This is a genomic window from Streptomyces sp. V1I1, assembly GCF_030817355.1.
In the GTDB taxonomy this organism is placed as follows: Bacteria; Actinomycetota; Actinomycetes; order Streptomycetales; family Streptomycetaceae; genus Streptomyces.
On sequence record NZ_JAUSZH010000001.1, the window covers coordinates 1,776,682 to 1,790,978 of the forward strand.

A 14,297-nucleotide genomic window follows, 5' to 3' on the forward strand; every position below is an offset into this window, starting at 1 on the left:
CACGGCCGCTGTCCGCATGAAGGGAACTCGATGAGAGCAGTTGCGATGTACGGGGCCGCGACGAGCCTCAGTGCCTTGGTCGTCTCTGCGCTGGCCGTCGCCCCGGCCGGCGGCACCACCACTGTCGATGCCGAGTCGTACGGCACGACCGTCGCCGCCGAGCGCGCGGCCGCCGCCGGGATCTCCTTCGGACGCTGCCCCAAGGCCGAGATGCTGCCCGCCCCCGTCCAGTGCGGCACGGTCAAGGTCCCCCTCGACTACGCCAGCCCCTCGGGCCCGCAGATCTCCCTGACCGTCAGCCGTGTGAAGGCGAGCGGCAAGCCAGCCGAGCACCAGGGCGCGTTCGTCTACAACCCCGGCGGCCCCGGCGCCTCCAGCATGTACTTCCCGATGGCCGCCCAACTCCCCGAGTGGAAGCGGATCGCCCAGGCGTACGACATCGTCGGTTACTCCCCGCGCGGTGTCGGCCGCTCCGCCCCGCTGTCCTGCCAGGACCCGGCCGACTTCACCAAGGCGCCCACCCTGTCGCCGGTACACCCTTCCCCCTCGTACAAGATGGAGCGGATTGCGCAGGCGAAGGCGTACGCCCAGGGCTGCGCGAGCAACGCGGGCCCGGCGCTTCGGCACTACACCTCGCTGAACAACGCCCGCGACCTGGATGTGCTGCGGGCAGCGCTCCGCCAGCCGCGGCTGACCTTCATGGGCGCCTCGTACGGCACGTATTTCGGCGCGCTGTACGCGACCCTCTTCCCCTCCCACGTGCGCCGCATGGTCTTCGACTCGGCGGTCAACCCGGAGCCGGGCCGGATCTGGTACCGCAGCAACCTCAACCAGTCGCTCGCCTTCGAGAGCCGCTGGGCGGACTTCCGCGCCTGGGTCGCCAAGCACGACCAGACGTACCATCTGGGCGCCACGCCGGAGGATGTGGCCATGAGCTACGAGCAGGCACGCGCCCGGCTCGCCCTCGAGCCTGCGGGCGGCACGGTCGGCCCCGGCCAGTTGCACGCGGCATTCCTGCGGGCCGCTTACCACGACGACTACTGGCCACTGCGCGCCGGCGCGCTGGCCGAGTATCTGAAGGGCAACGAGGAGCCGCTGGTCAAGCAGGCCGCGCCGCGGCCGGAGGAAGCGTATGAGGCGGAGAACGGCAACGCCGTGTACACCGCCGTCGAGTGCAACGACGCGCCCTGGCCGACCGAATGGGAGGTGTGGGACCGCGACAACAGCGCTCTCGCACGCGTCGCGCCCTTCGAGACCTGGGACAACGCCTGGATGAATCTGCCGTGCGCCTACTGGCCCGCGCCCCGGCAGCAGCCGCTGGACGTGCGTACCAAGCTCGGTGCGCTGCCGCCGACGCTCATCCTGGCCGCCGAGCGGGACGCGGCGACGCCGTACGAAGGGGCGCTTGAACTGGCGCGGCGGCTGAAAGGCTCCGCGCTGATCACGGAGAAGGACGCCGGCACGCACGGCATCGGCGGCGGCAACAACCAGTGCGTCAACGCCTACCTGGAGAAATACCTGCTGTACGGCGTGACGCCGGTGCGGCGCGCATCGTGCGCGCCGCACCCGGAGCCGGACCCGGTGTCGCTGGAACGGGCGGCGGCAGAGCCGAAACTGCCGCACGTCGTCTGATCTTCCGGGTCGGGGGACGGCCGGGTCCGCATCGCGCGGACCCGGCCATCGGGCTTCTGGGGCGAGCCCGCTTTACGCGAGCCCCGCCACCAGCTCCGCGACCGACTTGCGGCGGCCCGTGTAGAACGGGACCTCTTCGCGGACGTACATACGCGCCTCGGAGCCGCGCAGATGACGCATCAGGTCGACGATGCGGTACAGCTCGTCGGCCTCGAAGGCGAGCAGCCACTCGTAGTCGCCGAGCGAGAACGACGCCACCGTGTTGGCGCGCACGTCCGGGTAGCCGCGGGCCATCTTGCCGTGGTCGGCGAGCATCCGGCGGCGGTCCTCGTCGGGCAGCAGGTACCAGTCGTAGGAGCGCACGAAGGGGTAGACCGAGACATAGTTGCGCGGCGTCTCGTCGGCCAGGAAGGCCGGGATGTGCGACTTGTTGAACTCGGCGGGGCGGTGCAGCGCCATGTTCGACCAGACCGGCTCGAGCGCGCGGCCGAGCCTGGTGCGGCGGAAGAGGTTGTACGCCTCCTGCAGCTCGTCCGCGGTCTCGGCGTGCCACCAGATCATGACGTCGGCGTCGGCGCGGAGCCCGGACACGTCGTACGTGCCGCGCACGGTGACGTCCTTGGCGGCGAGCTGGTCGAACAGCTCCTGGACCTCGTCGGCGTAGCCGGAACGGTCCTCGGGCAGCACATCGCGCAGCTTGAAGACGGACCACAGCGTGTACCTGATGACCTCGTTGAGGTCCTTGGCCTTCTTGCCTGCGTTCGGAATCTTTTCGGGCGCACTCATAAAGCTATTCTCCCGCGCCGCGATCAGTGCCCCGCGCCAGGGTGGGCGTGGCGAGGATCTCGTCGGCGGCGCGCTGGGCGCTGGCGATGCAGGCGGGGATGCCGACGCCGTCGTACGCCGCCCCGCAGACCCTGAGGCCCGGCAGTTTGGCGACCTCGTCGCGGATCCGGGCGACGCGCGCGAGATGCCCGACGGGGTACTGCGGCAGTCCGCCGATCCACCGGGTCACCTCGGTGGCTACGGGCCTGGCCGCGAGTCCGGTGGCCTCCCCGATGTCGCGCAGGGATACGGCGACGAGCTCGGCGTCCTCGCGGTGCAGGTGTTCCTCCTCGCCGTAGCGTCCGATCGAGGTGCGCAGCACGAAGAGGCCGGAGGAGCCCTTGTCGACCCAGCTCCACTTGCGGGTGGAGAAGGTGGACGCCTTGATGGTGCGGCCGTCCACGGGCGGCACCAGGAAGCCGCTGCCTTCCGGTATGCCGGCCAGGTCCGTGCGCCGGAAGGCCATGGTGACCAGCGCCATCGAGGCGTACTCGACCTGTCCGAGCTCCGCGGCGGCGGCCGGGGATTCGGCGGCGAGCAGCGCGGACGCGGACCAGGCGGGGGCCGCGAGCACCACGCCGTCGGCGGCGATGACCCGCTGGTCGGTGCGGATCTGCCAGCCTTCGGCGCTACGGGTCAGCCCGAGGACGGGCGTCTCCATGAGGATCTCGCCGCCCCGGGCGCGTACGGCGTCGGCGACAGCGCCCGGCAGCTGCCCCACGCCGCCCTCGATGCCCACGAAGACCGGCCCGGCTGCCTGCTGCCCGGCGGCGGCCTTCGCCTGGATGTCGCGTACGGCGGCGAGCAGCGAGTCATGCGTCTTCGCCGCCTCGAAGAGCTGAGGGACGGCGGCGCGCATCGAGATGCGGTACGCGTCGCCCGCGTACACCCCGCCGAGCAGCGGCTCCACCAGCCGGTCCACGACCTCGCGGCCGAGGCGCTCGGCGACGTACGCGCCGACCGCGACATCGTCGCCGAGCTCTGCGGGCGCGAGGTCCCGCTCCCGCTCGATACGGGCGATGCCCTCCGCCGAGAGCAGGCCCGCGAGCGCCGCCGGGTCGCCCGGCACGCCCATCACATGGCCCTTGGGCATCGGGCGCAGCGCATCGCGCGTCCACACCGAGGCGGAGGCGGTGGCGGGCGGCTGGAGCCGGTCGGCGAGGCCGACGGCACGGGCCAGTTCGACCGCTTCGGGGCGGCGGGCGAGCATCGACTCGGCGCCGAGATCGACGGGGGCGCCCTCGATCTCGCCCGCCTGGAGCTTGCCGCCGAGCCGGTCGGTGGCCTCCAGGAGCGTGACGCGCACCCCGGAGTCGAGCAGCCGGTGCGCGGCGGCGAGACCGGCGATGCCGCCTCCGATGACGACGACATGACCCGTACGTGTGTCCATGCCCCCCACTCTCTCAAACCCCTTACCGAGTCCTGACCGTGACCGCTTCGGAACCGGAAAACGGCAACCCTCACCACGGGCCCGTCCGTCAAACCGGCAACACTCACCATCTGTCCCTGGGGGGACGACATGCGTGCACGTCGTACGGTCGCGGCACTGTTTCTCACCGCTTCACTCGCGCTTGCCGGATGCAGCGCGGCCGATTCCGAGTCCGGCGCGGACGACAAGGCGCAGAGCGCCGCGAAACCCGCGTTGCAGGACGGCGGGGCCGGCTCGGGCTACGACTCCGACCGGCAGTCGTCCGGCGCGGAGCAGACGAAGCCGAAGGACCCGGTCGCCCTGGCGCCGACCCACATCATCCGCACCGCGGAGCTCGCCGTGGAGGTCAAGGACGCCCAGAAGGCCCTCGCCGCGGCCCGCGGGTCCGCTGAGAGTGCCGGCGGGCATGTCTCCAACGAGACCACTGAGCGGATCGACGACACCCATGTGACCTCGCGCGTCGTGCTGCGCGTCCCGCAGGAGAAGTACGACGCGGTCCTGGCCGAGCTGGCGGGCGCAGGAAAGCTGCTCTCCCGCAAGGCCGACGCCAAGGACGTCACCGACCAGGTCGTCGACGTGGAGAGCCGCATCGCGACGCAGCGGGCGAGCGTCGCACGCGTACGGGCGCTGATGGACCGGGCCGAGAAGCTCAGCGACGTGGTCACGCTGGAGGGTCAACTGAGCAGCCGTCAGGCCGAGTTGGAGTCGCTGCTCGCGCAGCAGGCCGCGCTCAAGGACCGTACGACGCTGGCGACCATCACCTTGGTCCTCTCCGAGAAGGAGGACAAGGAGCAGAAGGAGGACGACGACCCGGGCTTCCTGGACGCGCTCGGCGGCGGCTGGTACGCGCTCGTGGCGGTGGGCGTATGGATCGCGTTGGCGGTGGGAGCGGTGGCCCCGTTCGCCGTGGTCTTCGGGGTGCTGTACGCGCTGTGGCGCTGGGTGCTGCGGCCGCGGCTCGCCAAGCGGCCTGTCGCTGCGCGGCCTGTCGCTGAGCCCGCGGTGCCCGCGCCCGCGCCCGGCCCCGGATCCGGCCCCGCCCCAGGTCAGGACTGAACGGCCGTCGCGCCGTAGCGTGTTCCCCATGGCAATGGAGCGACTGGTGGTCATCGGGGGCGATGCAGCGGGCATGTCCGCCGCATCGCAGGCACGCAGGCTCAAGGGCCCGGACGAGCTGGAGATCCTCGCGTTCGAGCGCGGCCACTTCAGCTCGTTCTCGGCGTGCGGGATTCCGTACTGGGTCGGCGGTGATGTGCCCGAGCGCGACGACCTGATCGCCCGTACGCCGGCCGAGCACCGCGAGCGCGGCATCGAGCTGCGGATGCGTACGGAGGTGACGGAGATCGACGCCCCGGGCGGGCGGGTGCGCTCCCGTGATCTGGAGACCGGCGCCGAGTCGTGGACGGGCTTCGACAAGCTGGTGATCGCGACCGGCGCGCGCCCGGTCCGCCCGGCGCTGCCGGGCATGGACGCGCCGGGCGTGCACGGCGTGCAGACCCTCGACGACGGCCAGGCCCTGCTGGACACCCTCGCGCGCACCGACGGGCGGCGCGCGGTCGTCATGGGCGCCGGCTACATCGGCGTCGAGATGGCGGAGGCGATGCTGAAGCGCGGCTACGAGGTGACCGTCCTCAACCGCGGCGAGCAGCCGATGGCCACCCTCGACCCCGACATGGGCCGCCTGGTCCACGAGGCGATGGACCGGATCGGCATCACGACGGTGAACGGCGCCGGGGTCACCAAGATCCTCACGGGCTCAGACGGCCGGGTCCGCGCCGTCGCGACCGAGAACGCCGAGTACCCGGCGGACGTGGTGGTCCTCGGCATCGGCGTCGAGCCGGAGACCACCCTCGCCCGCGCCGCCGGTCTGCCGCTCGGTGCGTACGGCGGGCTGCTCACCGATCTCGCGATGCGGGTGCGCGGCTACGAGAACATCTGGGCCGGCGGCGACTGTGTGGAGGTTCTCGACCTGGTCTCGGGCCGCGAGCGCCATATCGCGCTGGGCACGCACGCCAACAAGCACGGCCAGATCATCGGCGCGAACGCGGGCGGCGGGTACGCGACCTTCCCCGGCGTCGTCGGCACGGCGGTAAGCAAGGTGTGCGATCTGGAGATCGCCCGCACCGGCCTGCGCGAGAAGGACGCCCGCGCGGTCGGCCTGCAGTACGTCACGACCACGATCGAGTCGACGAACAGCGCCGGCTACTACCCCGACGCCGCGCTGATGACGGTGAAGATGCTCGCGGAACGCCGTACGGGCCGACTCCTCGGCGTCCAGATCGTCGGCCGCGACGGCGCGGCCAAGCGCGTCGACATCGCGGCCGTCGCCCTGACCGCGGGGATGACGGTGGAGCAGATGACGGCCCTGGATCTCGGCTACGCCCCGCCGTTCTCCCCGGTCTGGGACCCGGTGCTGGTGGCGGCGCGAAAGGCGACGACGGCGGTCCGCGAGGCGGGGCCCGGCTAGCGCGCGGTCCGCGTGTGCACGTACTCCACGAGACGGGTCAGCGCGTCGGGGTCGGTCGTCGGAAGCACGCCGTGGCCCAGGTTGAACACATGGCCCTCCAGGCCGGCGGCGGCGCCCAGCACCTCGCGGGTCTTGGCCTCGACGGCCTCCTGCGTGGAGAACAGGACGGCCGGGTCGAGGTTGCCCTGGAGCGCCTTGCCCGGGCCGACCCGGCGGGCGGCCTCGTCCAGCGGCACCCGCCAGTCGACGCCGACGACGTCCGCGCCCGCCTCGCCCATCAGGCCGAGGAGTTCGCCGGTGCCGACGCCGAAGTGGATGCGCGGCACGTCGTACGACGCCACCGCGTCGAGGACCTTGGCGGACGCCGGCATCACCGAGCGCCGGTACTCGGCGGGGGCGAGCGCGCCCACCCACGAGTCGAAGAGCTGCACCGCCGAGGCACCGGCCTCGATCTGCACCTTGAGGAAGGCCGAGGTGATCTCCGCGAGCCGGTCGAGCAGGTCGGCCCACAGCTGCGGGTCGCCGTACATCAGGGCCTTGGTGTGCTCGTGGTTGCGCGAGGGGCCGCCCTCGACGAGGTAGCTCGCGAGGGTGAAGGGCGCGCCGGCGAAGCCGATGAGCGGGGTGGCCCCGAGCTCGCCGGTGAGCAGCCCGATCGCCTCGGTGACATACCAGACGTCCTCGGGCGTGAGGTCGCGCAGCCGTGCCAGGTCGGCGCGGGTGCGGATCGGCTCGGCGACGACCGGGCCGACGCCCGGCTTGATGTCGAGGTCGAGGCCGATGGCCTTGAGCGGTACGACGATGTCGCTGAAGTAGATCGCCGCGTCGACCTTGTGGCGGCGCACCGGCTGCAGCGTGATCTCGGTGACGAGCTCGGGCCGCATGCAGGACTCGAGCATCCCGATGCCCTCGCGGACCTTGAGGTACTCGGGCAGTGAGCGCCCCGCCTGACGCATGAACCAGACCGGGGTGTGCGGCACCGGCTCACGCCTGCACGCCTTCAGAAAGGCTGATTCTTCGACAGCGTGTGTCTTCGTCGGCTGGTCCGAGGATGGGGTATCCCCAGCTCGGGCGGAGCCTCGAGCGAGGGGAAGGTCGTTGGCACTCACGCCGAGAATCTTCGCACGTACACCTGAAGTGGCCGCTCCGGGCCGGGTGTCCCTCCCTGCGCGAAGCCCCCGTTCCGCCTACTCTTCCCCGCATGGCTGCGGCTCAGGGACATTTTTCCGATCATTCCAACAGCGCTGACGACCCGGACAGCGCGGAGGGGAATGCCGTCCCGCGCGCGTTCCGGCTGGCGGTCGACGCACTGCGGGCCGCGCGGCTGCGCCCCGAGGTCGAGGTGGACCCGACGCGCCCGCCGCAGCGCCTCGCGCCGCATGCCTACGCGCTGGAGGCGGCGGTCGTCGACGGCGACGACGACCTGGCGGACGGCCGCCTGGTGCTGCTGCACGATCCGGCCGGTCATGACGCCTGGCAGGGAACCTTCCGGCTGGTGACGCTGGTACGCGCCGAGCTGGAGCCCGAGATGGCGGCCGATCCGCTCTTTCCCGAGGTCTGCTGGTCGTGGCTGACGGGCGCGCTGGAGGCGCGCGGGCTCTCGTACGGCGAGGCGAGCGGGACCGTCACCCGCGCGAGTTCTCACTACTTCGGTGGACTCTCCGAACGGCGCCCGGCGACGCAGATCGAGATCCGGGCGTCGTGGACACCACGCGAGGGTCTGGAGGGGGTTCCGGACTCGGCGGCACACCTCGTGGCCTGGTGCGATCTCCTCTGCCAGGTCGCCGGGCTGCCGCCGTCGCCGGCCGGTCCGGTGGACGCGGCGACGGGCGTGGTCTCGCTTCCACAGCGGCGGGGCCCGCAGCAGCCGTGACTCCGCGCCCGGGGCGGCGCCCGGGAGACTGAGGCACGAGAGGTGCTCGCAGCCGCAGCCGGGAATCTCAGCGCGGGACGTGCCGGGAGGTTGACGCCCGGGACTGCCGGGAGGCCGACCCGCGGGACGTGCCGGGGAGCCGACGCCCGGGATGTGCCCGGAGGTTGACGCCCGGGACATGCCCGCAGGAACGCACCGGGACCGCGGCCGGAGATCGTGCACCGGACCGCCGGGACCACGGCCGGAAGATCGGGCACGGGACCTCCGGGAGCTCGTAGGATGATCGATCACCCGTCCGAATTGCCCCAATTGTTACTCACTAAATCGTGATCATTCTCTAAAGGCGGACGGGTTCGGTGCCGAAGAGGTCTGTGACCCTAACTGCACGGCCCGCCCCGGCTTCTTCCCCCCGAGCCGGCTCCGTCCCGCACCCTCCCAGGAGGCCTGGTGTCCGTTCTTCTCGAGCAGCCCGCAAGCCTGGTCGCCTACCGCCCGAACAAGCCGACGGCCATGGTCGTCGTGGCCGACCCGCGCGTCCGCTCCACCGTCACCCGCCACCTGTGGGCCCTCGGAGTGCGTGACGTCATCGAGGCGTCGTCCATCGCGGAGGCCCGTCCCCGCGTCGGCAACCCGCGCGACATCTGCGTTGCCGACGTCCACCTGCCCGACGGTTCCGGGCTGACCCTCCTGTCCGAGACCCGAGCCGCGGGCTGGCCCAACGGCCTCGCCCTTTCCGCCGCCGACGACATCGGCGCCGTGCGCAACGCCCTCGCGGGCGGCGTCAAGGGCTACGTCGTCACCGGCACACGTACGAACATCGGGCACCCGACCCGACCCGGCGCCGCCCCCATCGGCGCCGTGGCCGGCCGGATGCACCGCCGCCCCCCGGGCGCCCCGAGCCACCCGGGCGGCTACCGCGAGCTCTCCGGCCGTGAGGTCGAGGTGCTCCGCCTGGTCGCGGAAGGCCAGTCCAACAAGGCGATCGGCGTCTCGATGGGCCTGTCCGCGCTGACCGTCAAGAGCCACCTCGCCCGTATCGCGCGCAAGCTGGGCACGGGCGACCGGGCCGGAATGGTGGCCGTCGCCCTGCGGACCGGCATCATCCACTGACCGCTGTACATATTCTTCGCGCCCGTCGACGGAACGTTCCGTCGACGGGCGCTCTCCGTTGACAGATACCCTTGACACGTGACCGACGCCCAAGAGACCGCAGCAGAGACCGCACTGCGAACCACCGGGGGCGCTCCCCCGGACGACGTCGAACCGGCGCCGATTCCCTTGCTGGAGCCCCGTGAAGGCATTCCGCCCGTGGTCGCCGACGAGGCGGCACTCGCCGAAGTGATCGCCGCGTTCGCCAGGGGATCCGGCCCTGTCGCCGTCGACGCCGAGCGCGCGTCCGGCTACCGCTACGGCCAGCGGGCCTATCTCGTACAGCTGCGCCGCGAAGGCGCGGGCAGCGCGCTGATCGATCCGGTCGGCTGCCCCGACCTCTCCGGGCTCGGCGAGGTCCTGGCCGGTACGGAGTGGATTCTGCACGCGGCCACCCAGGATCTCCCCTGCCTGCGCGAAATAGGCATGATCCCGACCCGGCTCTTCGACACGGAGCTCGCCGGGCGCCTCGCTGGCTTCCCCCGGGTCGGCCTTGGCGCGATGGTCGAGTCCGTCCTCGGCTACGCGCTGGAGAAGGGCCACTCCGCGGTGGACTGGTCGACCCGCCCGCTGCCCGAGCCGTGGCTGCGCTATGCCGCGCTCGATGTGGAGCTGCTGGTCGATCTGCGCGACGCGCTGGAGAAGGAGCTGGACCGGCAGGGCAAGCTGGAATGGGCCTGGCAGGAGTTCGAGGCGATCGCGTCGGCTCCGCCCGCTCCCCCGCGCAAGGACCCCTGGCGTCGTACGTCCGGGATGCACAAGGTGCGCCGCCGCCGTCAGATGGCGGTCGTACGGGAGCTGTGGACGGCCCGCGACAAGGTGGCGCAGCGGCGTGATGTGTCGCCGGGCAAGGTGCTGAGCGACTCGGCGATCGTCGAGGCGGCGCTCTCCGTGCCGGCGAATGTGCAGGCGCTGACCGCGCTGCCCGGGTTCGGCCACCGGATGGGACGGCGGCAGCTGGAGCAGTGGCAGGCGGCCGTCGACCGGGCCAAGGCGCTGCTCGACGCCGAGCTCCCGCAGCCTGGCCAGCCGCTGAACGGCCCGCCCCCGCCGCGTTCGTGGGCGGACAAGGACCCTGCGGCCGCGGCCCGGCTCTCCGCGGCGCGTGCGGCGGTCTCCGCGCTCGCGGAGGAACTCAATCTGCCGCAGGAGAACCTGATCACTCCGGACACGGTCCGCCGGGTCTGCTGGGAGCCGCCGGCCGAACCCACGGTGGCCGCGGTGGCCGAGGTGCTGGCCGGGCACGGGGCGCGCGCCTGGCAGATCGAGCAGGTGGCGCCGCTGCTGGCGAGCGCGCTGACGGCGACGGCCTGACACCTGCGGCGGGACTGAATTTGTCAGCCCCGTGGGGTCCCCCGGACGAAGTCTGGGCGAAATTGAGGCGCAAGGGGCGGGGGCGAAGCCCCCGGCTACGAGCAGCCCCGCCGTGTGACGTTCGCCGCTCCCGCCGCAGGGGGTGGGCAGGGTGGTTACCCGCAAGTAGCATGAGCGGAGGAAGCGCGCGCTTAGGCGCGTGCCCGCAGCAGTGCCACCCCGCACCCTGGAGGAGAGCCATCGTGCCTCGTACCGTCAGGGACGTCGTCTTCGTCGACGGCGTCCGCACCCCGTTCGGCAAGGCGGGCCCGAAGGGCATTTACCACGAGACCCGTGCCGACGATCTCGTCGTGAAGGCGATCCGGGAGCTGCTGCGCCGCAACCCGGACCTCGACCCCGCCAAGATCGACGAAGTCGCGATCGCGGCGACCACGCAGATCGGCGACCAGGGTCTGACCATCGGGCGGACCGCGGGCATCCTCGCGGGTCTGCCGCAGTCCGTGCCCGGTTACTCCATCGACCGCATGTGCGCCGGCGCCCTGACCGCCGTGACCTCGGTCGCGGGCAGCGTGGCCTTTGGTGCGTACGACATCGCCATCGCGGGTGGTGTCGAGCACATGGGCCGCCACCCGATGGGCGAGGGCGTCGACCCCAACCCGCGCTTCGTGTCGGAGAAGCTCGTCGACGAGTCGGCCCTGTTCATGGGCATGACCGCGGAGAACCTGCACGACCGCTACCCCTCGATCACCAAGCAGCGCACCGACGAGTACGCCGTGCGCTCGCAGGAGAAGGCCGCCAAGGCGTACGCCAACGGCAAGATCCAGCAGGACCTGGTGCCGGTCTCCGTCCGTCGCACCAACCCCGAGGCCGGCGAGACCGGCTGGGGCCTGGTCACCGCGGACGAGCCGATGCGGCCGGGCACCACGCTGGAGAACCTCTCCGGCCTGAAGACCCCGTTCCGCGTCCACGGCCGCGTCACCGCCGGTAACGCCGCGGGCCTGAACGACGGTGCCACCGCCTCGCTCATCGCCTCCGAGGACTTCGCCCGTGAGAACAACCTCCCGGTGAAGATGCGCCTGGTCTCGTACTCCTTCGCCGGCGTCGAGCCCGAGGTCATGGGCTACGGCCCGATCCCGGCGACCGAGAAGGCCCTTGCCCAGGCGGGCCTGTCCATCGAGGACATCGGCCTGTTCGAGATCAACGAGGCCTTCGCCGTCCAGGTGCTGGCCTTCCTCGAGCACTACGGCATCGCGGACGACGACGCGCGCGTCAACCAGTACGGCGGCGCCATCGCGTACGGCCACCCGCTGGCCTCCTCCGGTGTCCGCCTGATGACGCAGCTGGCCCGGCAGTTCGAGGAGCAGCCGCACGTCCGCTACGGCCTGACCACCATGTGCGTCGGCTTCGGCATGGGCGCGACGGTCATCTGGGAGAACCCGCACTTCGACGGAGGCAACAAGTGAGCACCACCGCTGAACTCCTGAAGGGCGCGGCCGAGCTGTTCCCGGACGAGGTAGTCACTCAGGCGCACGTGCGCCATCTCGAACTCCCCGGCGGGGCGGGCAAGTTCGCGCTCGTCACGCTGGACAACGGCCTGGACCACACCAAGCCGACCACCTTCGGGCCGCAGTCGCTGGCGAACCTCAACGCCGCCATCGACCAGGTCGAGAAGGAGGCGGCCGAGGGCACGATCGTCGGCATCGGCATCACCGGCAAGCCGTTCATCTTCGCGGTCGGCGCCGACCTCAAGGGCGTGGAGCTGCTGAAGCGCCACGAGGAAGCGCTGGCGATCGGCAAGGGCGGCCACGACGTCTTCAAGCGGCTGTCCGGGCTCGCGGTCCCGACGTTCGCGTACTACAACGGCGCGGCGATGGGCGGCGGTGTCGAGGTCGGGCTGCACTGCTCGTACCGCACCGTCTCCAAGGCGATCCCCGCCTTCTCGCTGCCCGAGGTCTTCCTCGGTCTCGTCCCGGGCTGGGGCGGCTGCGCGATCCTGCCGAACCTGATCGGCGCGGACCGCGCGGTCTCGGTGATCATCGAGAACTCGCTCAACCAGAACAAGCAGCTCAAGGGCAAGCAGGTCTTCGAGCTCGGGATCGCCGACGCGATCTTCGAGGGCGCGGACTTCCTGGAGCAGTCGCTCATCTGGACCGCGTCCGTCCTCAAGGGCGAGATCGCCGTCGAGCGTGCGGAGATCGACCGCGGCGAGGCCTGGGACCAGGCCGTCGCACGCGGCCGCTTCATCGCCGACTCCAAGGTGCACGGTGCCGCTCCGGCCGCGTACCGCGCCCTCGACATCATCGAGGCTGCCAAGGACGGCGACCTGCAGAAGGGCTTCGACGCCGAGGACACCGCTCTCGCGGACCTGATCATGGGCGGCGAGCTGCGCAGCGGCATCTACGCCTTCAACCTGGTCCAGAAGCGCGGCAAGCGCCCTGCCGGTGCGCCGGACAAGTCGCTGGCCCGCCCGGTCACCAAGGTCGGCGTCGTCGGCGCGGGTCTGATGGCCTCGCAGCTGGCGCTGCTCTTCCTGCGCCGCCTCGAGGTGCCGGTCGTGCTGACCGACATCGACCAGGAGCGCGTCGACAAGGGTGTGGGCTACGTCCACGCCGAGATCGAGAAGCTGCTCGGCAAGGGCCGCATCAACCAGGACAAGGCCAACCGCCTCAAGGCCCTGGTGACGGGTGTCCTCGACAAGGCCGAGGGTTTCTCCGACGCGGACTTCATCATCGAGGCCGTCTTCGAGGAGATCGGCGTCAAGCAGCAGGTGTTCGCCGAGGTCGAGGCGGTCGCCCCGGCGCACGCGATCCTCGCCACCAACACCTCCTCGCTGTCGGTGACCGAGATGGCATCGAAGCTGCAGCACCCGGAGCGGGTCGTCGGCTTCCACTTCTTCAACCCGGTCGCGATCCTCCCGCTGCTGGAGATCGTCCGCGGCGAGCAGACGGACGACGCCGCGCTGGCGACGGCCTTCGGTGTCGCGAAGAAGCTGAAGAAGACCGCCGTACTGGTCAAGGACGCGCCGGCCTTCGTGGTCAACCGCATCCTGACCCGCTTCATGGGCGAGATCCAGAACGTCATCGACGAGGGCACTCCGGTCGAGGTGGCCGAGAAGGCCGTCGAGCCGCTGGGTCTGCCGATGTCGCCGCTGGTCCTCCTGGAGCTGGTCGGCCCGGCCATCGGCCTGCATGTCTCCGAGACCCTCAACCGGGCCTTCCCGGACCGGTTCACGGTCTCCGAGAACCTGGCCGCGGTCGTCAAGGCCGGCAAGCGCGGCTTCTACGTCTACTCCGCCGAGAATCCTGCCAAGCCGGAGCTGGACCCGGAGGTCGCCGCTCTCCTCAAGCAGGGCGATGTCGTCCTGACGGAGGAGCAGACCCGCGAGCGCGTGCTGAACGCGGTGGCGCAGGAGATCGGCCTGATGCTGGAGGAGGGTGTCGTGGCCGAGGCCCAGGACATCGACCTCTGCCTCATCACGGGCGCCGGCTGGCCCTTCCACCTGGGCGGCATCACGCCGTACCTGGACCGCGAGGGTGTCTCCGAGCGCGTGAACGGCAAGCCGTTCCTGGCGCAGGGCGTGGCGAGCGTCCCGGCGTAACACCTGTCGC

Annotated in this window: 11 protein-coding genes; 8 read left to right on the forward strand and 3 right to left on the reverse strand. The window is 71.4% G+C overall.

Translation table 11 applies throughout. The annotated features are described in order from the left end of the window. The first annotated feature begins 30 nt into the window (after positions 1-30). On the forward strand, positions 31-1,632 hold the full coding sequence (locus QFZ67_RS08670; protein ID WP_307660518.1) for an alpha/beta hydrolase: 1,602 nt from the start codon (positions 31-33) through the stop codon (positions 1,630-1,632). 72 nt (positions 1,633-1,704) lie between these two features. Here the strand turns inward: QFZ67_RS08670 and hemQ are convergent, their stop codons facing one another. Both hemQ and hemG read right to left on the reverse strand, forming a co-directional pair. Continuing rightward, the gene (hemQ, locus tag QFZ67_RS08675) at positions 1,705-2,418 is read right to left on the reverse strand and encodes a hydrogen peroxide-dependent heme synthase (RefSeq protein ID WP_307660519.1); all 714 of its coding nucleotides are present in this window, start codon (positions 2,416-2,418) and stop codon (positions 1,705-1,707) included. Positions 2,419-2,422: 4 nt separating this feature from the next. Continuing rightward, the gene (gene hemG / locus QFZ67_RS08680; protein WP_307660520.1) at positions 2,423-3,847 is read right to left on the reverse strand and encodes a protoporphyrinogen oxidase; all 1,425 of its coding nucleotides are present in this window, start codon (positions 3,845-3,847) and stop codon (positions 2,423-2,425) included. A gap of 129 nt (positions 3,848-3,976) precedes the next feature. Here hemG and QFZ67_RS08685 point away from each other — a divergent pair, with 129 nt between their 5' ends. Continuing rightward, positions 3,977-4,942 carry a DUF4349 domain-containing protein gene (locus tag QFZ67_RS08685; protein ID WP_307660521.1) on the forward strand — a complete coding sequence of 322 codons (966 nt, stop codon included), beginning with the start codon at positions 3,977-3,979 and terminating at the stop codon, positions 4,940-4,942. Positions 4,943-4,970: 28 nt separating this feature from the next. Beyond that, complete coding sequence (locus QFZ67_RS08690) at positions 4,971-6,353, forward strand: FAD-dependent oxidoreductase (RefSeq protein WP_307660522.1); 1,383 nt, start codon at positions 4,971-4,973, stop codon at positions 6,351-6,353. On the opposite strand, the gene hemE is transcribed toward QFZ67_RS08690, so the two are convergent. Further along, complete coding sequence (gene hemE / locus QFZ67_RS08695; RefSeq protein WP_307665774.1) at positions 6,350-7,357, reverse strand: uroporphyrinogen decarboxylase; 1,008 nt, start codon at positions 7,355-7,357, stop codon at positions 6,350-6,352. The two genes, QFZ67_RS08690 and hemE, sit on opposite strands and share 4 nt — an antisense overlap. A gap of 197 nt (positions 7,358-7,554) precedes the next feature. On the opposite strand from hemE, the gene QFZ67_RS08700 reads away from it, so the two are divergent. From QFZ67_RS08700 to QFZ67_RS08720, 5 genes are all read left to right on the forward strand, one after another. Continuing rightward, the gene (locus QFZ67_RS08700; protein ID WP_307660523.1) at positions 7,555-8,226 is read left to right on the forward strand and encodes a DUF3000 domain-containing protein; all 672 of its coding nucleotides are present in this window, start codon (positions 7,555-7,557) and stop codon (positions 8,224-8,226) included. Between the two features lie 447 nt (positions 8,227-8,673). Then, positions 8,674-9,336, forward strand: coding sequence for a response regulator transcription factor (locus QFZ67_RS08705; protein WP_215090828.1), 663 nt, complete (start codon positions 8,674-8,676; stop codon positions 9,334-9,336). 78 nt (positions 9,337-9,414) lie between these two features. Next, positions 9,415-10,689, forward strand: coding sequence for a ribonuclease D (locus QFZ67_RS08710; RefSeq protein ID WP_307660524.1), 1,275 nt, complete (start codon positions 9,415-9,417; stop codon positions 10,687-10,689). 242 nt (positions 10,690-10,931) lie between these two features. Beyond that, positions 10,932-12,152, forward strand: coding sequence for an acetyl-CoA C-acyltransferase (locus QFZ67_RS08715; RefSeq protein WP_307660525.1), 1,221 nt, complete (start codon positions 10,932-10,934; stop codon positions 12,150-12,152). After that, entirely contained in the window at positions 12,149-14,287 is a 2,139-nt protein-coding gene (locus tag QFZ67_RS08720; protein ID WP_307660526.1) for a 3-hydroxyacyl-CoA dehydrogenase NAD-binding domain-containing protein, read from the forward strand. The genes QFZ67_RS08715 and QFZ67_RS08720 overlap by 4 nt, the downstream gene beginning before the upstream one ends. Positions 14,288-14,297: the final 10 nt, after the last annotated feature.